Raw genomic sequence first — 20187 nt, 5'->3', positions numbered from 1 at the left:
GCGTCCCTCGGGATGCGCGGCCGATCGCCGTTTTTTACTTGGCGAGGCTCCCGCGCCCGGGCGCGTGCCTTACTTTAGGGCAGGCTAAGCAAGAGCTTGTGATTAAAAATGTGGCAGCGCGGGGCAAGTGCCATTATTTTGCCGCAAGGCTGACATTTCACCTTTTATCTCAAACCGTTAGGCGATCACGTCAGATTTCGTACCGTCGTCATCTTTTGTTCGCTAAATGGGAACGGAAGGGATAGACGACGCATTGTTTCGCGACACATTAACCGATACGTGTCAAAAAATGGTGCGGTGCACAATACGGGCATTGAGCACGGACAAGAGTTTGGCGGAGTAGCTGAAGTGTCACTTCTGCAGATCTACTTTAGAGCGCTGGGTTATCTGGCGGCCGATAAGAAGCGCGTCGCGCTGATTTGCTGCGCCAATGTCGCGCTCGCGGCGATCGCAATCCTCGAGCCGATCCTGCTCGGCCGGGTGATCGGTGCCATCTCGGAAAAAGGCCCGGTGTTTTCGACGCTCGCCGTCTGGGCCGCGCTCGGCATCTTCAACGTCGTCGCGTTCGTGCTGGTGGCGCGCGGCGCCGATCGCTTCGCCCATGCCCGCCGCTCCGAAGTGCTGTGCCAGTCCTTCGAGCGCGTGATCACCATGCCGCTCGCCTGGCATCACCAGCGCGGCACGTCCAATTCGCTGCACACGCTGCTGCGCGCCGTTGAGACCCTGTTCAGCCTGTGGCTCGAATTCATGCGCGTGCATCTCTCGACCGCCATCGCGCTGGTGCTGCTGGTGCCCACCGCGCTTGCCATGGATATCCGCATGTCCATCGTGCTGCTCGGCCTCGGCGTGCTCTACGTTGGCATCGGCCGCATCGTCATGCGTCGCACCAAGTCGGGGCAGACGGCCGTCGAGCGCCACTACCACACCGTCTTTGCCCATGTCTCCGACAGTGTCAGCAATGTCGCCGTGCTGCAGAGCTACAACCGCATCGGCCATGAGACCGCGACGTTGAAGCGTTATGTCAAGGACCTGCTCGACGCGCAGAACCCTGTGCTCGACTGGTGGGCGATCGCCAACGCGCTGAACCGCCTGTCGTCGACCATCTCGATGATGATCGTGCTGTCGATCGGCGCCTATCTCGTTACCCAGGGCCAGCTCCGCGTCGGCGACGTCGTCGCCTTCACTGGCTTTGCCGGAATGCTGATCGCCCGTCTCGACCAGATGTCTGCCTTCACCACCCAGATTTCCGAGGCGCGCGCCAAGCTCGAGGACTTCTACCGCCTCGAGGACTCGGCCGCCGAAACCGTCGAGCCCGATGGCCTGCGCGAGCTCGCCAACGTCACCGGCCATGTGCGCTTCGAGGACGTCAGCTTCGAGTTCGCCAATTCCGGTCACGGCATCGAGGACGTCTCGTTCGAAGTCCAGGCCGGCCAGACGGTCGCCATCGTCGGTCCGACCGGCGCCGGCAAGACGACGCTCATCAATTTGTTGCAGCGCGTCTTCACCCCGTCCAGCGGCCGCATCCTGATCGACGGCGTAGACACCCGCACGGTGACCCGCAAGTCGCTGCGCCATTCGATCGCCACCGTCTTCCAGGATGCCGGCCTGCTCAACCGCTCGATCGAGGACAACATCCGCGTCGGCCGCGCCGATGCGAGCAATGACGAGGTGCACGCTGCCGCCAATGCCGCCGCCGCGCAGGACTTCATCCTCTCCAAGAGCTGCGGCTACGACACCGTCGTCGGCGAGCGCGGCGGCCAGCTCTCGGGCGGCGAGCGCCAGCGTATCGCCATTGCCCGCGCCGTGCTGAAGGACGCGCCGATCCTCGTGCTCGACGAGGCGACCAGCGCGCTGGACGTGGAAACCGAGGACCGCGTCAAGGAAGCGATCGACGAGCTGCGCCGCAACCGCACGACCTTCATCATCGCTCACCGCCTGACCACGGTCCGCGACGCCGACCTCGTCGTCTTCATGGACAAGGGCAAGGTGGTCGAGTCCGGTGGCTTCACCGAACTGTCGCTGCGCAACGGCCGCTTCGCCTCCCTGCTGCGCGCTGGCGGCCTGCTCAACGACGAAGAGGTCCGCCGCCTCAGCCGTCCGGTTACGGAAGCGGCGTGATCCTAGAGCTCCCCCTTCTCCCGCAAGGGGAGAAGGCAAGGGCGCGCTCCCGCCTGCGACATCCGTCCAATTGCCCCAAACCTCGTGCCGGTCTATTTAGGTCGGCATGAGCGACACCACCTCACGGCTAGCCGCCTGGACCGATCTCGCCAACCCGACGCGCTTCGTCGGGCTGGCGGACAAGATCATTCCGTGGCTGGCGGCGGTCGCGGCGATCCTGCTCGCCGTCGGTCTCTATATGAGCTTCACCGCGCCGGAGGATTTCCAGCAGGGCATCACCGTGCGCATCATGTACATCCACGTGCCTTTCGCCTGGCTGGCCATGATGTGCTACACGATCATGGCGATCGCGGCGCTGGGCACCCTTGTCTGGCGTCATCCGCTGGCCGACGTGGCGCTGAAATCGGCAGCCCCGATCGGCGCCACCTTTACGGCACTGGCGCTGATCACCGGCTCCATCTGGGGCAAGCCGATGTGGGGCACCTGGTGGGTGTGGGATGCGCGGCTGACCTCGGTCTTCGTGCTTTTCCTGATGTATCTCGGCATCATCGCGCTGACCCGGGCGCTGGATGATGCCGGCCGCGCCGCCTGGGCCGCCGCCATCATCACCCTGGTCGGCTTCATCAACATCCCGATCATCAAATTCTCGGTCGACTGGTGGAACACGCTGCACCAGCCTGCCTCGGTCTTCCGCCTCGGCGGCCCGACCATCGATCCCTCGATGCTGTGGCCGCTCGCCGTCATGGCGCTCGGCTTCACCGTGCTGTTCTTCGCGCTGCACCTGATGGCGATGCGCACGGAGATTTTCCGCCGCCGGGTGACCGCGATGCGCAGGGTTGCAGCGCGACAGGCGGAGCGGGCTTAACCTTCTCCCAAGGGGAGAAGGAAATGCGCTGCTCACCCCATCCGTCCCCTTGCCGCCACTGGCAGCGTTTCCAGCACCTTGTCGCCGTCGATCAGGTGCACCTGGTCGAACAAATTCGTCACCACGCAGCAATGATCGGGTACGACGCGCACGCGCTGGCCGATGCCAAGGCTCGCGCCGTCCGAGAGTGTCACGGTGCCATGCTCTTCGCTCAAGCCGGTGACCCGCGCGCCCGGCACCCCGAGCAGTTCGCCGAACTCCGGCAGCCCGAGCGTATCTGAAGACAGCGCCTTGCTGCCGCTGTCGAGGATGGCGCGGGTCGCAGTCGGATGGCTGACCACCGTGGCAAGCACCGTCAGCGCGCAATCGTCCAGCGTGCCGACGCCTTTGGCGACCTGGTAGCGGTCGAGATAGATATAGGTGCCGGGCCGGTATTCGGTGACGACGCTGTCTTCGCCGGAGCGCCACATGTCCGGCGTGCCGCCGCTGGAGATGCGCTGGCATTCAAGCCCGGCCGCGGCAAGCGCGTCGCGCGCGGTCTTCAGCCAGGCCTCCGCCTCGGCGGCGCGCCCTGCGGCCGGATAGGTCATCAGCCCGCCGAAGCTTAGGCCCTTGGCCTTGTCGATCACCTTCGCCAGCGCCAGCGCCTCGTCGGCGCTCTGCACGCCGCAACGGCCCATGCCGGTGTCGCACTCGACCAGCACGGATAGCTGATGGCCGGCATCGGTGAAAGCGGCGGCAAGACCTTCCAGCGTCTCGTGGCTGTCCGCCGTCACCGAGAGGGTGACACGGCCATGCAGCGCCTTCAGCCGCTCCAGCTTGGCGCGGCCGAGGATGTTGTAGGGCAGGAAAATGTCGGTCAGCCCGGCATCGGCCATCACCTCCGCCTCGCCGATCTTCTGGCAGGTGATGCCGACGGCACCGGCCGCCACCTGCTTCTTTGCCCAGTAAGGCAGCTTGTGCGTCTTGATATGCGGCCTGAGCTTCAACCCATGCGCGTCGGCATGCGCCTGCGCCTTTTTGATGTTGGCTTCGGCGCGGGCCGCATCGATGAGGATCGCCGGGGTGTCGAGGTCGTCTATGCTTGCCATGGGATCACCGTCCAAAGCATGTCTTCCGAGCGGCAACCGCCGCGGGATAAGACATTGCGTTAAAACAAATCAGTTGGGTTTATGGCCCCGAAAGCCGCCCATGTCACGGGGCCAACCCGTCAGTTTGCGTCGACAGCGGGCAGGCATTGGGCTATTCGGATGGGCAGATTTCAGCAGGCAACGGCCGGGAGGAAACACGACCATGAAGCGCTCCAAGATCAACGACATCATCCGCGAAGCCGACGCCTTCATCCGCTCCTTCGGCTATATCATGCCGCCCTTCGCCTATTGGTCGCCGGAAGAGATGAAGGCGCATAAGGGCGATTCCCCGGCCATCTTCACCTCGCGTCTCGGCTGGGACATCACCGACTACGGCCAGGAGAAGTTCGACGAGCTCGGCCTGTTCTTGTTCACCGTGCGCAACGGCCGTTACGAGGACATGAAGCTCGGTATGGGCATGCTTTATGCCGAAAAAATCATGATCTCGCGCAAGGACCAGCTCTCGCCGATGCATCGCCACAACATCAAGGCCGAGGACATCATCAACCGAGGCGGCGGCAAGCTGGTGCTGGAATTGTTCATGCACGACCGCGACGGCGGCATCGACCCCAAGGCCGAAGTCTCGGTGCCGGTCGACGGCACCATGACCAGACTGCCGGCAGGCGGGCTGCTGAAGCTCGATCCGGGCCAGAGCGTGACGCTGCTGCCCGGCGTCTGGCACGCCTTCTGGGCCGAGGGCAAGGACGTGCTGATCGGCGAGGTCTCGACCGTCAATGACGATTTGACCGACAATGTCTTCCGCGATCCGATCGGCCGCTTCTCCAACATCGACGAGGACGTCGCGCCGCTGCACCTCTTGGTGTCGGATTATGAGAAGTGGGTGGGGTAGGCGAGGGATGCTTCACTACCGAGCGTATTTATCCGCCTTGCGGTTCCCCAGCAGCAGCTTGCGCTCCAGATGCGCGCGCAGCTCGCCATAATAGGCGGTGAGAAAAGCCTTTGAATCGATCGGCTCGACCCTGGCGCCGATCTTGCGGCCGATTGTCTCCGCCACCGCCTTTAGCGCCGAATAATCGTCGCGGCGCAACACTTCCTCCAGCTTCTGCAGTTCGGCGATGCCATAGGCGTCGAGCTGTGCGGGGCTGAACTGGAAGCGGGCCGCGACCAGGTCCTTGCGCTGCGAAAGGTCTTCGACCAACGCCACTTTCGGCGCCTCGACCACCCAAGTGCCGGCGAGCAGGTCGCCGATCCTCAGCCGATCGCGGTTGAACAGCGGAAACAGCGAGAACAGCAGCGCCCATACCAGGCCGAAGATGGTCGTCAGCGTGTCGGCGACATCGGCGCTAGCGCGCGCGGCGAGGATCGACAGCGGCAGAAAAACTTCGATCTCGCGCATCAGATTGCGCGCGATGACCTGGTCGATGGTGAGGCCGGCGCCGCTGCGCGACGCGACCCTCACGCCAACCATGCGCTTGCCCGGCGTGGCTGCCCGCCGGCCCGCTTCGAAGGCGATGAAATAGACGTTGCGGAGGAAGAAGATGAAGATGATCCAGACGATGAACAGTGGCTGCGCATCCTGGATACCAAGCCCGGCAAGGCCGAAGATCATCACCAGCGAGACGACCACGGCCGCGACGACGATGATCACCACGTCGAGCAGGAATCCGGAAGCGCGGGTGCCAGCATCCGCCAGCTTGACCCGCAGGTCCACGCCTTCGGGTGTCACCAGCGGACGTATCAGCGCGGCAGGGTTCTTTGCCTTGGCTGTCCTAGCGGTCGCCATGCCGCACCATCCGCAACAGGTAGAAATATGAGATCCAGAGCGCCAGCATGCCGCCGCCGATCGAATAGCGGGCGAGGTCGCTGGTGATCGTCTGCCGGCCGATGCCTTCCAACAGTCCGGCGAAAAGCAGCATCACCGTGACGCCGATCATGGCGGTCGCCGCCACGCGCCCGGCTTGGGCGGCGGCGGCCATGCGGGTGAGTTCGCCGGGAAAGGCGATGCTGGTGCCGATGCGCATGCCGGCCGCGCCCGCAATGGCGATGGCGAACAGCTCCGTCGTGCCGTGGATCGACAACCAGCCGCCGAGCTCGAAGCCGAGCCCCTTGGCGGCATAGATCTGGAAAATGGCGCCGAGCATGCAGCCATTCATCAGGATGATCAGCACGCTCGGCACGGCGAACGCGAAGCCTAGCGCGAAGGCCAGGATCGACACCTGCGTGTTGTGGGTGAAGAGATAGGCGGCGAACCCCGACAGAAAATGGTCGCCGCCGCCGTAAAGCACGCTGCGCAGCGTTTCGGCCGACGAATCCGGGTTACGTCCGCCGGCCAGGCTCGGCGCGATGATGGCGTCGTACCAGCGCTTGTCGGAAGCGACCAGCCAATAGCCGGCAATTGCGCCGATCACCGTCAGCCCGACCGATGTCCACACTTCGCGCCACAGGTCGCGGATCGCCGCCGGCCAATCGTGCAGGAAGAAGTCGCCGATGCGCGTCCGCAGGCTCCGCCGCGCGCCATAGAGATAAAAATAGCCGCGCAGGCACAGCGCCTCGAGATAGGCGATCAGCGCGCTGTCGAGCGAGGTCGCGCGCGCCACCGAAAGCGAGGACAGCGCCGAGCGGTAGAGGAGCGGCAGCGACAGCAATTCGTCTTCCGATAGCGCGCGCGGCGCGCGCTTCTCGACGCGCGCCAGCAGCGCCTCGAAGGCTTTCCAGTCGGCTTCGCGCTCCTGGCGGAAGCTTGCCAGTGACTGGCGCACGGCATCGGTGCCGGCCGACAGCATCATAAGAGGTTCTCCTCCTTGAGCTGGATATAGCGCTCGACCAGCGCCGGGCCGAGCCGCTGATGGTCGGCCTCGATGACATGCGCACCGAGCAGGCGCAGGCGGCCGATCACCACCTGCCGCTGCCGCAGGAGGTCGCCGGCGGTGACGGAGCGGGCGACATCCTCGGGCGCCGCCGGCGCCATGTCGGCGAGCGTTTCAAGCTCGACGTCCTTCATCAGCATGAACAGCACCAGATGCCGCTCGGTCAGCCGGCCGACGGTGCGCAGCATCAATTCGGCGCTGATCGGATCGACGAAATCGGTGAAGACGATGACCAGTGAGCGCCGGTCCAGCTTGGCCGAAAGCGTGGTCAACGCCAGGGTGAAGTTGGTCTCCTCGGCCGAATAGTCGATCTCGGCGGCGCGCTTCTGGATCATGGTGAAGCTCGGCGAGCCGCGCACCGCGCCGCTGGAGACGCGCGGCCTGGCATCGAAGGAAAACAGGCTCACGAGATCGCCGCCCTTGAGCGCGATGAAGGCCGACAGGAGCGCCGCCGTCACTGCCCGGTCGACCTTCGGCACGCCATCGACCGGCTCGCACATCAGCCGGCCGCTGTCGATGGCCAGAACGATGTTGTTGTTCTCCTCGATCCGGAACTCGCGCGCCAAAAGCTTGCCATGGCGGGCGCTGCGCTTCCAGTCGATCATGCGCCGGCCCATGCCGGGCTGGTAATCCTTCAGCGCTTCGAACTCGCGGCCCTGGCCGGCGCGCTTCTGCGCATGACCATCGGCAAGAGCGGAGCGCTGCAAGAGCGTGATCGCCTCGTCGCGCGCGCTGCTGACATCGGGCAGCACCGCAACCTTGCGGTCGACGGGCAGCACGACTTGGTTCCAGATCAACCCGAATGGGCCCTGCCAGCGCAGCCACAGCCGGTCGAAACTGGCGATGCCGCGGCGGATGGCCTCGAATTCGAGATCGAGCGTGCCGCCATTGGCCGGCAGCGCGCCACCGGTGCCCGCGACCGGCTGCAGCCGCTGGTCATGTCCGACACGCGCCTGCAGGCGCCGCAGCTCGGCGCCGAAACCCGCCGCGATATGCAGCGTGAAGCGCCCGCCGACGCCGACCTGCGGCGGCGCCGTCAGCGTTGCGTTGAGCGAGGCGCGGCCTCTGCCCGCGGCCGCGTCCACCGCCAGGAAGGCGAGCAGCAGGCAGATCCACAACAGGCCGAGATACCAGACATGCGGCAGCGCGAGCGCGATCAGGAAGGCGGGGATCGCCCCCGCCGCCGCTGCCCAGACCGCTCGCCCGCTCGGATAGATCAACGCGGCGCTTCCGTATGGTCGACGAGGTCGGAGACGATCTGCTCGACCAGCCGCCCGTCGATCTGCGCCGCCGGCGAGAGAACCACACGGTGGCGCAGCGCCGGCACGGCCAGCGCCTTGACATCGTCGGGGATGACATAGTTGCGGCCGTCGAGCGCCGCCCTGGCGCGCGCGGCTCTCGCCAGCATGGCGCCCGCGCGTGGGCTGGCGCCGACCTCGAGGTCGGGGCTTTCGCGCGTGCCGCGCACAAGCGCCGCGATATAGCCGACGACATCGTCGACCAGCGTGACGTCGCCGACCGTGGCAAGCGCGGCTTCCAGCGTCTTGCGGTCGGTGCGCGCCTTGATGCCGTATTGCCCGATATCGTGCGAGGCAGAGCCGCCGCCGTGATGAACGATGATGGCGCGCTCTTCCTTGAGGTCCGGGTAGCTCACCCTGTGCTTGAACAGGAAGCGGTCGAGTTGGGCTTCGGGCAGCGGATAGACGCCCTGATGCTCGATTGGATTCTGCGTCGCCACCACCATGAAATTACCGCCGAGCGAATGCGTGGTGCCGTCGAAGGTGACGGCGTGCTCCTGCATGGCTTCGAGCAGGGCCGCTTGCGTCTTCGGCGGCGTGCGGTTGATTTCGTCGGCAAGCAGAAGATCGCAGAAGATCGGGCCGCGCGTCAGCGTGAACTGCCCGGTCTGGAAATTGTAGATGTTGGAGCCGACGATATCGCCGGGCATCAGGTCGGGCGTGAACTGGATACGGCCATAGGCGACGCCGAGCGCCTGCGCGAAGCAGCGCGCCGTCATGGTTTTGGCGGTGCCCGGCGGGCCTTCGAGCAGGATATGCCCGCCGGCAAACAAAGCCGTCAGCATCAGGTCGACGGTATCGCGCTGTCCGGTGATCGCTTTCGCGACTTCTTCCCTGATCGCGCCCGCCAGGGCTTTCACTTCATCGACGTTCACCGAGCCTCCTTGCCGTCCAGTCATGCAGCTGTTCGGCTGCTTCATGCATTGCGGCCAAATTGTTGGATTCGTTCGCGGCCTTGAAGCGCCGGCTGAAGCCATGCGTCTCGCCCTTGTCGCGGGAATCGAGCCAGTGGTCGAGCGCTTCGCCCTGCAGCCCGTGCGGCGCGCCGAGCAAGGCGCCAGCGCGCTGCCGCACCAGCGTTGCATAGCGGTCGCCAAGTTCTTGCAGCCGCCCGGCGCGCCTGAGCAGCATCGCCGTCGTGTCGACCAGCGCCTGCTTGCCGAAGGCGATGGCGCGGCCTTCCGCGCGCGGCGGGCCGAAGCGGCCGAGCCCATGCAGAAAGGCGAGCGCGGCCGCCACCAGCACCGACAGCGTCAGCGCCAGGAAGGGCGGTTCGACCAAAAGCTTGGCAAGATCGTATTTCTGGCCGATGCCGTGCAGTGTCAGGTCGAACATGACGGCGCCCTTGGCGGGCTCGATCATGGCGATCATGTCGAGCGCGGCGGCTGCCGTCCGCTCGTCCTTGAGCCCGGCATTGTTGATGAAATCGGGATCGGTGAGGATGTAGAAGGGTTCGTTGTCGAGCTCGGTCAGGATAGCCCTGCCGTTTCCGGCCGCGATCAGCGGATGGTCGTCCGCCACCCATTGCAGTTCCTCCGGCGCGGGCACCGTTCGGCCGGCGATATTGATCTGCGAGAGCGTGTTCTTCGCCTCGCCGAGCTTCGCCTTGGCGATGCGGCCGAGCCAGTCGTTGACGACCGTATTGGGCAGCCGCTCGACCTTGGTCTCCCAGCCGTCATGGCTGAACAAGGGAAAGGTCTGCCATTTCGGCAGGACGAAAAGCGTGTCCTTGCCGGAGCGCAGCTTGATGATGCGGTCGAGCGCGGCCGGGTCGCTGCCCGGCGCGATGGTGACGATGAGCAGAAAAGTCGAGGCCAGCGGCGACGCCAGGTCCTTCTCGCCGCGCTCCATCGGCGGCGCCTGTCCGTTGGCGAGCTTCAGCCATTCGACAAGCCCTGCATAGCCGGTGCCACCCTTCGAAAACGGCGTGGCGCCGCCCTCGGGCTGGCGGAAATCGGGCGCATAGGTGGACAAAAGGAAAAAACCGGCCGCCGCCAGCAGGCTGGCGAAGATGCCCCAGAACAGGGTTCTGCGGCTGAACGGCGCCTCGGTCGTCTCGGCGGGCTGCGCGCTCATGCCCAGGCATCCCGGAAGGCGAAACGCTCATAGGCGCCGCGCGCCTGCCGCCAGCCCTCGGCGCCGACGGGACGGCGGGCAAACAAGGCTGCCTCGACGATGCGGGCGATCTCGCTGAACGCGGCGCGGGGCCGCGTGGGGATAGAGCCCGCGGCGGCGATATCGCGCGCGGTGAGCGACGGGCGCAGGAAGTTGGGCAGCCGGGTGGCTATGTCGGCGACGCTGCGGCGCAACAGAAGATGCACCGCCTCGTCAAACTCGCCGCGCGCGGCGAGCGCATCGGCCTCGGAGAGCAGGATCTGGGCCGCCCCCGCGTCAGGGCGCCATTCTTCCCTCGCTTCGGTTTCTTCGCGTTTCCGCCGCCATGGCAGGCGCCAGGCAACGCCTTTGGCCTCGAGAAAAAGCAGGAAAGCAATGATCGCGACGCCGATGATTACCGCCCCCCAGAACAGATAGATCATGTAAGGGCCGAGCTTAGCTAGGCCCTCCAGCACAGGCTTCAGCCATTCGGGAGGCTCGGGCCGCACATAGGTCGGCAGCCCGAACTGGATCGAATCGTCGGCCAGCAGCTGCTTGTGCAACTGCGCCAGCCGTCCGGCCTCATCGGTCGCTGCGGCTGTCACCCGCTCGTTCCCCCTGCAACCTGCGGTTCGGGGCCGACACTGGCAATACGCCATGACAATTGCAAGCGCACTGGACTTAGCCCTTCAACCTTGGCAAATTTACTTTGAAGTCATCGGTCGGATACGGTGGTGACTCGGGGGAAATTATCATGACTGCTGCGACATTGGGACAACCCGGCAGATTCGAGATCGGCAGGGTATTCAGCAACACCTTCGGCGTGATTGGCCGAAACATCGGACTGTGCGTGGGCTTGGCGGCTTTGTTTGCGGGCCTGCCGGCATTGCTCGTCAGGCTGTGGACCCAGCCGCAGATCGACGCAATGATGCAGCGCGACCCCGCCACCATGGCCGACCCAGGCGCCATGTTTCGCAATTCCTACATCACCATCATCGCCGGGCTGATCTCCTTTGTGTGCGCGCTGCTGCTGCAGTCGGCGCTGGTGCGGGCGACCATCGAGGACCTCAACGGCAAGCGCCCGTCCTTCGGCGACTGCATCCAGATTGCGATCCGCTTTCTGCTGCCGACGCTCGGCATCGGCCTTCTCGTCGGTCTCGGCGCGGGTATCGGCCTGATGCTGTTGATCGTGCCAGGCATCATCCTCTGGCTCGGCTGGTCGATGTCGGTGCCGGTTCTCATCCAGGAGCGGCGCGGCGTGTTCGGCTCGATGTCGCGCAGCCGGGTTCTGACCAAGGGCAGCCGCTGGGCGCTGTTCGGCCTGTTCCTCATTCTCATCATCATCGCGATGATCATCCAGTGGGGAATATTGCTCGTTCTTGTGCTGTTCGGCGGCATCATAGCCGAGATCGGAGCCGCGCTGGTGCAGACCGTGGTGTCGATGGTGCTGTCGATCGCCACGGCGGTGAGCTACGTCGAACTGCGCCAGGCGAAGGAAGGTGCAAGCATCGACGAACTGGCGGAGATATTCTCGTAAGGAACGCTGCGGAGCTGCGCTCGATCGAGGGGCGCCGAACCTCCGCAGCCTCAATGACAACAGCAATGGTCTGCCTGCACGCTGGTCCGGCACAGGCACGACGAGGTTATCGCCACATCCGCCTTGGCAAGTGCTGCCGCGAGCTTCGCCTGCAACCCCGGCAATTCCTCTTTCTCGCCGCGTCGCTTCAGGCATTCGACCAGCCCGTGCAGCGCCCAGACATTGTCCGGGTGCTGGGCGCAGCGCTGCACGGCGCCGCTCAAGCCCAGATCGTCGCGATAGACCTGCTCGGCCTCCGCGGCGTGGCCCTGGTCGAGAAGGAGTGCCGCCAGCGCGTGGCGCGGCGGGTGCATCCAGGCCCACGGCTCGGTGTAGGAGAGATTGTCGTCGAGCTCGACCGCGCGCCGCAGATGCTCGTAGGCTTCATCATGCCGCCCCTGGTGATAGGCGAGTTCCCCATCGAGCAACGCCGCGCCCACGGCGAGCGAGGCTTTTGTCGGGTTGCTGAGGAAGCGGCGCTCCGGTGCAATGCCATCGATTTGCCGGCTAAATAGCTCGCGCTCGCGCTCGGCCGCCGCGAATTCGCGCAGCGTCGCATGCGCCACACCCTTGGCGTAGTGTTGCAATGCGGTGGTCACCACATAGAGTTCGGGGTCGCCATTCATCGGCTCGTCGATGATCTCGCGCCAGCGCCCGAAGCGCACTTGCACATGCGATTTCATCGCATGGTAGCCCTCGACCGTCTGCGTCAGTTTCGGCCGCCCGGCAATGCTGACGACGTCGCGCGTCACCAGGCTGCGCACCTTGTCGGCGGCCCACAAGGCAGGGCGGTACTGGCCAAGGAACATGCAGGTGAACATCATAAGATGCAGGTCGTGGCAGCATCCAAGCAGGTAATAGGTCGGCTCGCCGGCATAGGCGAGGTAGAGATCGTTGGCGCGCACCGCCTTCTCGCTGGCGATCTTCGCCTTCTCATACTCGCCGCAGAGCACGTAGATATGTCCGGGCATGTGGTTCATGTGGCCGGCATCGGGACACATCGTGCCCAGCCGCTCCGCCGAGCGCATGCCGCGCTCGGGCTGCGTCGACATTTCGAGCAGATGGATGTGAAGATGCAGCGCCGCCGGATGCGGCGCGGCACCTGCCTCGTCCGAGAGCCGGATCGAACGTTCGCAGATCTCCAGCGCTTCGAGCACGTCGGAATTCGGTGCCGGCGCGCCGGTCTTGAGGTTCCACAGGCGCCGCACCGTGCGCATCATCAGCGCCTCGACCGTCAGCGCCATCACGTCATGGTCGTCTGGAAAGTCGAGATAGACCTTTCGCATCGCGGCCGCATAGGCGTCGTCCCATTTTTCGAACTCGGCCGCGCTCACGCCATGCGGCTGCTGGAAGCGGGCGGCCAGCGCCTCGATCAGCCGCTGCTCGACGGGGCTTGCTTGGGCCGCGCTGGCTTGTGCAAGCCGCGCATGCTCGAAGCAGCGCCTGGCGACATGGTCGGCCTCGGCCTTGCCATGTTCCTTCCAGGTCAAATTGTAGAAAGGCCCGGCGGCATAGGCGATGCCCCAATGCACGAAGGCGCAGCCGGGATCGGTTTCCAGCGCCTTCTCGAAGCACTTTATACCCTCCTCATGGTTGAAGCCGTAGCACCAGTTCAGCCCGATATCGAACCAGCGCTGCGTCTCGGCCGACGATGTGGAGATGGGGCGGCGATAGGTGCCGAGGTCGAACTGGTCCATATGCCCCGAGACTCCAAGTTTAGCCGAGGATGGGAGGGTTGTACTCTGCGCCTGTTGTCTAGCGCTTTTCCACAGCTAAGCCACTCACGTGTTTCGCTTTCGTCATGCTGCTCAGACAAAAAGGAAAGTGGGCAGGGCGCGAAATCGAAGGAGGATTACCGTGAACCAGCATGTTAATTGCACCTCCCCGCTTGCCAACCTTATCGAAGCTGATCAGGTTGGAGACACCCTTTTAAGCGCAATCCACAACGCTAGGTCTGGCCTTGAAGAGCCCAGCCTTGATGGACAAGACAGTGGGTCGGGAGCGACTTCAACGAACGCGAACTACCGTTCAGCGCTAGAGGTTCTTCGTACGTGGGATAAGCCCGCTATGACATTGAAGAGTGCAATCGAAGCGGTTCGTTTTGCGCTCGATGAGGTGCGCGACTTCGAGGCTCCTCCCATTGTGTTCCCGATGCTCGCGGCGGCCACATCGTACTTCGACCAGAGCAATTGCTCCGAAATCGAGCTTCTCCCTGAAGGCGAAATCATTTTGAGACTGGCATCCGAACTTAAGGTTCTGGAAGATCGCTACATTTCACTGGACGAGGAGGCGACCACAAAACGAAACGGTGGTGAACCTTCATTCTACAAGACCTATCGCGACAGCGAGATGCGTCATGTATTTGATCGTATTTTGATCATCCGAGAAGCAATAGGCGTTATAGAGGCAGATTCTGTCAAGTCAGCAGTAGTTCAACTTGCCGTCGCGAACACGGTTGTGGCCGATATAACAGATAGCGAACACACGGATTACGAAATGGGGAGATTGAAACGAACGTACGATAGGTTAATTCATTCGGCTATGTCGGTTCTGTTGAGGCAGGCGACATTGGAGAAAAGCGCTTACGCAATCGACCACATGATGGCGTTCTATCGCAACCCGTGGGAGCCCTATGAGGCTCGCGTTAGAGCGATTGATGAAAAGCACGCGGGATTTCCATCTAACTAGCTTATGACGCAGTTAGTGCTGTGATCATGCCGGCGCGGCTTTGAACGCCGCGCCGGCCACTCTGTCCTGGGAGGATCAGGACTCCAGCCACACCTTCTCGAAATGCTGCTCGAGCGCCTGGTGCTGTTCGCAACCCTGCACGCCCTTGCGGTAGGTGCGGTAGACCGAGCGCCAATAGGGCTGGATGATGATGCCGGAGTCGCGCAGATTGGTCTCGATCTTGGCCATGATCTCCTTGCGCGCCGCCGCGTCGGGCGTTGCCAGCGCCTTGTCGAGAAGCTCGTCGAACTCCTTGTTCGAATAGGCGCTTTCGTTCCAGGCCGCGCCGGACTTGTAGGCTAAAGCCAGCACCTGGACGCCGAGCGGCCGGCCGAGCCATTCGGTGCAGGAATAGGGGAACTTGCTCCAGTCGTTCCAGAAAGTCGCGGCCGGCAATACCGTGCGCTTGACCTTGAGGCCCGCCTCGCGGATTTGCGCCGCGATCGCATCGGCGGTGTTCTTTTGCCATTCGATGTCGACCGAGATGAGCTCATATTCGTGGTCGGTCTTGCCGGCTTCGGCGAGCAGCTTCTTCGCAGCATCCACATCGCGCTTTGCCGGTCCGATATCGGCGAATTCCGGATGCATCGGGCCGACATGGTGGTTGTCGGCGGGCTTGCCCCTGCCGTCGATGCCGAGCTTCAGCACGGCCGCATTGTCGACGGCAAGCTGGGCGGCGCGGCGCACCTTGACGTCGTCATAGGGCGCGTTGGAGACATTGAAGCGCGCGACGATGGTCGAGCCGGTGGCGATCTCGGAGTTCTGCAGGCCCATCTGGTCGGTCTGCGACACGGCGTCCGAAGCGGTCTCGTGATCGGTGTCGATCTCGCCGGATTCGAAGGCCGACAGCATGGCGTTGGGGTCCGAGCCGTAGTCGACCCATTTGATGCCGTCGAGATAGAATTCGCCCTTCCACCAGGGCTTGTCCTTGCGCTTCACCTCCGCGCCCGTCTCGGCGTCCCAGCTCACCAGCTCGCATGGGCCGGTGGTGATGGCCAAAGCCTTCTTCGGGTCGGCATCGCCCTCATAGGAGCGGTGCATGATCAGCGCCGGATAATCGGCCATGCCGGCGATCAGCGAGATGTCGGGCTTCGGCAGGTTGATCTTGACGGTATGGTCGTCGATCTTCTGGATACCGCCGTCGACCGGCTTCTTGGTGTCGGCGTTGACCAGCGCGCCCATGCGCGCGGCAACCGAATTGCCGGCGACCGAGGCGTCGCACCAGCGGTTGAGGTTGTGGATCACATCGTCGGCGTTGAAAGTGTCGCCGTTCGACCAGGTGATGCCCTTACGCACGTGAAGCGTGATCGTCTTGGCGTCATCGCTGGTTTCCCAGCTTTCCAGCAGCCAGGGCTCGAAAGAAAAGTCGGTGTTCCAGCGCACCAGATATTCGTTGCACTGACGCGCGACATTCGACATCTCGACGCCGTCGAAGGTGCGCGGGTCTTTAAAGCCTTTGACGTTCATCGCCACACGCAGCACGCCGCCCTTTTTCGGCTCGGCGGCCCGGGCAGGCGAGGGAGCGATCCCGCCCAGCGCCATCGCGCCGGCGGCGCTGATGCCAAAGCCGGCCATCAAAGCCAGATATTCGCGCCGGCTGATCGCGCCCTTCCTGAAATCGTCGGCGATCGGCCTGGCGCGCGGGTGCAGTTTTCTGTCGGTCAGCATGAACTTCATCGTCGTTCCCTCTGTTGTTGGGCGCCCCGGGGACGCCATGCGCGGGGGCGGATGCGACCGCCGGAGCGCCATTGCCTGCGAAGGATGATAGGTCCGCTTTCCGCCGCGAAATGGTTGGGTTTCCGCAGTTCTTGTGCGCTGTTCCGCAGAGGGTACAGCCAATCTCCCCCCTCGTGGGGGAGATGCCCGGCAGGGCAGAGGGGGGCGCTGTCCCGCCGGCGTTTCGGCAGTCAGCGCTACCTTCTCAAGTCGTTCAGATGATCAGAAGTCCGAGGAGCCGCGTTTCTTCGCGCCCCCCTCTGGCCTGCCGGCCATCTCCCCCACGAGGGGGGAGATTAGCGCTCCATCGCCGGCGCTCAGCTTCGAGATGTCGCTGATGATCCTCTGAAACGCCTCCGCCGCGCGCGGCACCGTCGGGCGCGCCCGCAGAAAGCTGTGCACCAGCCGCGGCTCCTCGCGCCACATCGCCTGCCCACCGGCGGCGAGGATGCGGTCGCGATAGGTCTCGCCCTCCGACGACAGCGGATCGCATTCGGCGGTGACGATCACTGTCGCCGGCAGACCGGAGAAATCACGAGCCATGAGTGGAGAAAGGGTCGGGTCCTCAGGCGATTGCCCAGGCGCCGAGCGGACGCGGCGGTAGAACTCGATGTCGGCGAGCGTCAGCAGCGGCGCCTCGGCGTGCTCGACATAGGAACGCCCGCTCCCGTCGCCGCCCAGGCCGGGATAGATCAACATCTGGCCGATGGCATGCCGCGCATGATGTCGCGTCGCTTGCGCCACCGCGGCGGCGAGGTTGCCGCCGGCGCTCTCACCACAAAGCAAGATCGGCAGCGTGCTGGTCGCGGCGACCCATTCGAACACGGCAAGAGCATCGTCGAAGGAGGCTGGATGCAGATGCTCCGGCGCCAGCCGATAGTCGGCCGAGACCACCTCGAAACCGGTGCCGGCGCAGATTTCGGCACAGATGTCGTCATGGCTGTCGAGATCGCCGAGCACGAAGCCGCCGCCATGATAATAGACGACGATCGCCGCTGCCGCCTTGCCCGCCATGCGGTAGAGCCGAACCGGAATGGCATGCGCCGCCGTGGCGACAAGACCGTCGCTGGTCGTCACGCCTTCGGGATGTCCTTGATGGAAAGCCACGCACATTTTGTCGTACACGGCGCGCTGGTCGGCGATCGGCGCGGCCACGATCTCCGGCGGGTACCAACTGTCGACCTTGTCGATATAGTGCCACAGCTCCGGGTCGAGCCGATCGGCATAGTTGCCGCGCCTCGCCGAATTGCTTGGGTTACTGGCCACTGCCGTCAGAGCTCGGCGTAAAGCCGCGCCGCGTTCTCGAAGGTGAAGCGCAGCGGCACCGAGCCCTCGACCTGCCATATGCTTACCGTATCGCCTGCCATCAGCCGGCAGGCATCGAGCGTGTTGACGACGGCGCCGCCATAGAGCCGGTTGGCGAGGTTGAGGATGCCGGTCTGATGCATGGCCGCACTTGCGCTGCCGCAGGCGTCCTTGACCAGCAGCACGCGAAAACCGCGCGCCACCGCGTCCTTCACCGTGGCGTCGATGCAGGCCTCGGTCCAGACGCCGGCGATCACCAGCCATCCGATGCCGGCTGCCTTGAGCTTGTCGCCGAAATCGTTCTTGCCGAAGGCGCTGGCTTCCTGCTTGATCAGAGTGGCTTCGCCGTTTTGCGGTGCCACCTCATGGCAGATCGCCGTCAGCGGATCGTCCTTGTCCGAGAAGGCCGACTTGCCGCTTTCGTCCACCGGGTGGAAAGGCCGCGCCTCGGCAAGATCCACGATATAGGCCCAGTGGTGGAGCGGCACGAAATTGCGCCGCGCCGCCTCCTGCAGGCGCTGCACATTGGCGAGGATGTCGGCAAACCCCTCGACCAGATAGCGTCTGTCCTTGCGATGCTCCTCCTGGAGATCGATGAACACCGCGGCCACCGTGCCGCGTCGAATGGAAATGGGCGCTTTCATGCGTATGCTCAAACTTCGTCATTCCAGGGCGAAGCAGCCGCGCAGCGGCGTCGCGAAGACCCTGGAAGCCATGCCGTTACCGTGATCGTCAATTGCTGCCTAACAGAATTCCGCACCGCGGCGAAGCGGAGACGGAACGGCATGGATTCCAGGGTCTGCGCCGCGTCGCTTCGCTCCTTGCTTCGCCCTGGAATGACGACGGCACAGGTGTTGCGGCCAATCGCCAAGGCTTGCGATGCCGGACCGGCGCTCATCGTGCTTGCCTGCATCAAACCTGCGGCTCCAGAAACTCATCCTCATAAGGAAAGCGCGAGAGCAGTTCGGTGCCGGTCTCGGTGATCAGGATCTCGTCCTCGAGCTTGACGCCTTCGCGGCCGCCTTTCTCGCCGATATAGCTTTCCACGCTCACCACCATGCCAGGCACGATGATGCCGTCGCGGCCATAGGTCTCGTAGTCCATCGAGTGCGCGATGAAAGGCGTTTCGCCATGCATGCCGACGCCGTGCATGACCGAGGTGTAGCGCTGGTCGACGAAGCGATCGGGGATTTTCCAGGCCTTCTCGGCAATCTCGCGGAACGCCATGCCGGGCTCCACGATTGAGATATTGTGCTGCACCTGGTCGTGCGCCATGCGGTAGAGCGATTTCTGATAGGGCGTCGGCTTGCCCGGGCCGCAGCGGAAGGTGCGCGAGAAGTCGGAATAATAGCCGTAGCAGCCGATCGTGTCGGTATCGAGCGCCAGCAACTCGCCCGGTCTGATTTTGCGGCCGCTCGCCTCGTTGAACCATGGATTGGTGCGCTGTCCCGAGGTGAGCAACCGGGTCTCGATGAACTCGCCGCCTTGCCGGATCACCTCGCCATACATGATGGCGAACAGGTCGTTTTCGGAGACGCCGGGCTTGATCGCTTCGCGCACAGCCGCCACCGCGGCTTCGGCGCCCGCCATCGACACCTGCAGGCATTTGACTTCCTCCGGCGTCTTCACCGCGCGCACGGCGAGAATCTCGCCCTGGCAATCGCGCACCTCGCAGCCGCGCCTTTCCAGGGCCAGCGCCTGGAGATGGCTGCAGCGGTCGAGACCGAGCTTCATCGATCCGCCGCCATACTTCTTCAGAAGCTCGGTGATCTCGTCGGCGAACGGCCCGGCAGTCTCGTCATCGCGGCCGGAGACGGAGGACCAGACGAGCTTGGAAGGCCGCGCCTCGTCGATGGTGTCGAGCACCATGGAGACGTGGTAGCTCTGCGGGTATTCGAACAGCACGACCGGCCCTTCGGTCGGGATGAAGAAGTAGCGCGTCGAATTGCGCAGGAAATAGCCGAACATGTTGCGCGAGCCGGTGGCGTAGCGCTGATTGTAAGGGTCGAATAGCACTACGCCGCCATAGCCCGCCTCGCGCATCCAGGCGCGCAGCTTGGCGAGCCGCCCCTTGCGCAGCGCGTCCGCGTCGATGAAGGACGGCTCGGTGTCGGAAAGCCACATGCCGCCGGCGGGATCGGCCGCGGCCGGATGGCGCATGCGGTCCTTGAAGTCCACATCCTCGGTGCTGTCGGGGTCGAAAACGACGATGCTCATGGCGGGGTCTCCTGTTGCGGAGACCATAGCCGGACGCTGTAAGATCGCTGTGCGGAATTCCGCAGATGTCGTGCCGGGTGCCGCAGGCGAACGGGCAACGCCGTGATCCTTCGCGCCCCCCTCTGTCCTGCCGGACATCTCCCCCACAAGGGGGGAGATCAGATGTCGCGCATCGCTTCGCCAATCTCCAACGTCGAAAGGACGCGTTGGCGCCGGAACTGCCAATCTCCCCCCAAGTGGGGGAGATGTCCGGCAGGACAGAGGGGGGCGCTGTCCCGCCAGCGTTTCATCGCGTCAGCGCGCACAAACACAC

General features: G+C 64.3%; 17 protein-coding genes. 5 read left to right on the top strand and 12 right to left on the bottom strand.

Translation table 11 applies throughout. The features are described from left to right. The first annotated feature begins 348 nt into the window (after positions 1-348). Positions 349-2118: a glucan ABC transporter ATP-binding protein/ permease gene (locus FJ417_RS11335; RefSeq protein ID WP_140656366.1), complete on the top strand. Its 1770-nt coding sequence runs from the start codon at positions 349-351 to the stop codon at positions 2116-2118. 106 nt (positions 2119-2224) lie between these two features. After that, positions 2225-2983: a heme ABC transporter permease gene (locus FJ417_RS11330; protein WP_140641277.1), complete on the top strand. Its 759-nt coding sequence runs from the start codon at positions 2225-2227 to the stop codon at positions 2981-2983. A 32-nt stretch (positions 2984-3015) separates the two neighbouring features. Here the strand turns inward: FJ417_RS11330 and FJ417_RS11325 are convergent, their stop codons facing one another. Further along, positions 3016-4074: a D-TA family PLP-dependent enzyme gene (locus FJ417_RS11325; protein ID WP_140783467.1), complete on the bottom strand. Its 1059-nt coding sequence runs from the start codon at positions 4072-4074 to the stop codon at positions 3016-3018. A gap of 202 nt (positions 4075-4276) precedes the next feature. Here FJ417_RS11325 and FJ417_RS11320 point away from each other — a divergent pair, with 202 nt between their 5' ends. Continuing rightward, positions 4277-4963 (top strand): D-lyxose/D-mannose family sugar isomerase, encoded by a 687-nt coding sequence (locus tag FJ417_RS11320; RefSeq protein ID WP_095767778.1) that lies wholly within the window; start codon positions 4277-4279, stop codon positions 4961-4963. Between the two features lie 15 nt (positions 4964-4978). Here FJ417_RS11320 and FJ417_RS11315 read toward each other — a convergent pair whose 3' ends face one another. Genes FJ417_RS11315 through FJ417_RS11290 form a run of 6 tightly spaced genes read right to left on the bottom strand, consistent with a single transcriptional unit; the run spans position 4979 to position 10938 of the window. Beyond that, entirely contained in the window at positions 4979-5857 is an 879-nt protein-coding gene (locus FJ417_RS11315) for an RDD family protein (RefSeq protein WP_140783466.1), read from the bottom strand. Then, positions 5844-6860 carry a stage II sporulation protein M gene (locus tag FJ417_RS11310; protein ID WP_140783465.1) on the bottom strand — a complete coding sequence of 339 codons (1017 nt, stop codon included), beginning with the start codon at positions 6858-6860 and terminating at the stop codon, positions 5844-5846. The genes FJ417_RS11315 and FJ417_RS11310 overlap by 14 nt, the downstream gene beginning before the upstream one ends. Continuing rightward, positions 6857-8161, bottom strand: coding sequence for a DUF58 domain-containing protein (locus FJ417_RS11305; protein ID WP_140783464.1), 1305 nt, complete (start codon positions 8159-8161; stop codon positions 6857-6859). The genes FJ417_RS11310 and FJ417_RS11305 overlap by 4 nt, the downstream gene beginning before the upstream one ends. Next, a complete protein-coding gene (locus FJ417_RS11300) occupies positions 8158-9114 on the bottom strand; it encodes a MoxR family ATPase (protein WP_140783463.1) in 957 nt (318 codons plus the stop codon). Before FJ417_RS11300 ends, FJ417_RS11305 begins: the two co-directional genes overlap by 4 nt. Then, entirely contained in the window at positions 9101-10315 is a 1215-nt protein-coding gene (locus FJ417_RS11295; protein ID WP_140783462.1) for a DUF4350 domain-containing protein, read from the bottom strand. The genes FJ417_RS11300 and FJ417_RS11295 overlap by 14 nt, the downstream gene beginning before the upstream one ends. After that, complete coding sequence (locus FJ417_RS11290) at positions 10312-10938, bottom strand: DUF4129 domain-containing protein (protein WP_246677179.1); 627 nt, start codon at positions 10936-10938, stop codon at positions 10312-10314. Before FJ417_RS11290 ends, FJ417_RS11295 begins: the two co-directional genes overlap by 4 nt. Before the next feature lie 149 nt (positions 10939-11087). Between FJ417_RS11290 and FJ417_RS11285 the strand changes: the two genes are divergently transcribed. Beyond that, entirely contained in the window at positions 11088-11870 is a 783-nt protein-coding gene (locus FJ417_RS11285; protein ID WP_140783461.1) for a hypothetical protein, read from the top strand. 50 nt (positions 11871-11920) lie between these two features. Here the strand turns inward: FJ417_RS11285 and FJ417_RS11280 are convergent, their stop codons facing one another. Further along, positions 11921-13606 (bottom strand): tetratricopeptide repeat protein, encoded by a 1686-nt coding sequence (locus tag FJ417_RS11280; RefSeq protein WP_140783460.1) that lies wholly within the window; start codon positions 13604-13606, stop codon positions 11921-11923. 160 nt (positions 13607-13766) lie between these two features. On the opposite strand from FJ417_RS11280, the gene FJ417_RS11275 reads away from it, so the two are divergent. Then, positions 13767-14597 (top strand): hypothetical protein, encoded by an 831-nt coding sequence (locus FJ417_RS11275; protein WP_140783459.1) that lies wholly within the window; start codon positions 13767-13769, stop codon positions 14595-14597. A gap of 75 nt (positions 14598-14672) precedes the next feature. Here the strand turns inward: FJ417_RS11275 and FJ417_RS11270 are convergent, their stop codons facing one another. From FJ417_RS11270 to FJ417_RS11255, 4 genes are all read right to left on the bottom strand, one after another. Beyond that, a complete protein-coding gene (locus FJ417_RS11270; protein WP_140783458.1) occupies positions 14673-16313 on the bottom strand; it encodes an ABC transporter substrate-binding protein in 1641 nt (546 codons plus the stop codon). 261 nt (positions 16314-16574) lie between these two features. Next, a complete protein-coding gene (locus tag FJ417_RS11265) occupies positions 16575-17618 on the bottom strand; it encodes an alpha/beta hydrolase (RefSeq protein ID WP_246687430.1) in 1044 nt (347 codons plus the stop codon). A gap of 5 nt (positions 17619-17623) precedes the next feature. After that, complete coding sequence (locus tag FJ417_RS11260; protein ID WP_140783456.1) at positions 17624-18301, bottom strand: isochorismatase family protein; 678 nt, start codon at positions 18299-18301, stop codon at positions 17624-17626. A gap of 268 nt (positions 18302-18569) precedes the next feature. After that, positions 18570-19874, bottom strand: a complete 1305-nt coding sequence (locus tag FJ417_RS11255) for a Xaa-Pro peptidase family protein (RefSeq protein ID WP_140783455.1) — start codon at positions 19872-19874, stop codon at positions 18570-18572. Positions 19875-20187 lie beyond the last annotated feature (313 nt).

The sequence above is a fragment of the Mesorhizobium sp. B3-1-7 genome (assembly GCF_006439385.1).
Taxonomy (GTDB): Bacteria; Pseudomonadota; Alphaproteobacteria; order Rhizobiales; family Rhizobiaceae; genus Mesorhizobium.
The sequence above is the reverse complement of the archived record's forward strand: the minus strand, read 5'-3'. Positions and strand labels throughout refer to the sequence as shown.

What these genes read in the sequence shown, in the direction of transcription:
- FJ417_RS11330 (WP_140641277.1), top strand. Translation starts at nt 2,225, where the DNA reads ATGAGCGACACCACCTCACGGCTAGCCGCCTGGACCGATCTCGCCAAC.
- FJ417_RS11325 (WP_140783467.1), bottom strand. Translation starts at nt 4,074, where the DNA reads ATGGCAAGCATAGACGACCTCGACACCCCGGCGATCCTCATCGATGCG.
- FJ417_RS11320 (WP_095767778.1), top strand. Translation starts at nt 4,277, where the DNA reads ATGAAGCGCTCCAAGATCAACGACATCATCCGCGAAGCCGACGCCTTC.
- FJ417_RS11315 (WP_140783466.1), bottom strand. Translation starts at nt 5,857, where the DNA reads ATGGCGACCGCTAGGACAGCCAAGGCAAAGAACCCTGCCGCGCTGATA.
- FJ417_RS11310 (WP_140783465.1), bottom strand. Translation starts at nt 6,860, where the DNA reads ATGATGCTGTCGGCCGGCACCGATGCCGTGCGCCAGTCACTGGCAAGC.
- FJ417_RS11295 (WP_140783462.1), bottom strand. Translation starts at nt 10,315, where the DNA reads ATGAGCGCGCAGCCCGCCGAGACGACCGAGGCGCCGTTCAGCCGCAGA.
- FJ417_RS11285 (WP_140783461.1), top strand. Translation starts at nt 11,088, where the DNA reads ATGACTGCTGCGACATTGGGACAACCCGGCAGATTCGAGATCGGCAGG.
- FJ417_RS11280 (WP_140783460.1), bottom strand. Translation starts at nt 13,606, where the DNA reads ATGGACCAGTTCGACCTCGGCACCTATCGCCGCCCCATCTCCACATCG.
- FJ417_RS11270 (WP_140783458.1), bottom strand. Translation starts at nt 16,313, where the DNA reads ATGAAGTTCATGCTGACCGACAGAAAACTGCACCCGCGCGCCAGGCCG.
- FJ417_RS11260 (WP_140783456.1), bottom strand. Translation starts at nt 18,301, where the DNA reads ATGAAAGCGCCCATTTCCATTCGACGCGGCACGGTGGCCGCGGTGTTC.
- FJ417_RS11255 (WP_140783455.1), bottom strand. Translation starts at nt 19,874, where the DNA reads ATGAGCATCGTCGTTTTCGACCCCGACAGCACCGAGGATGTGGACTTC.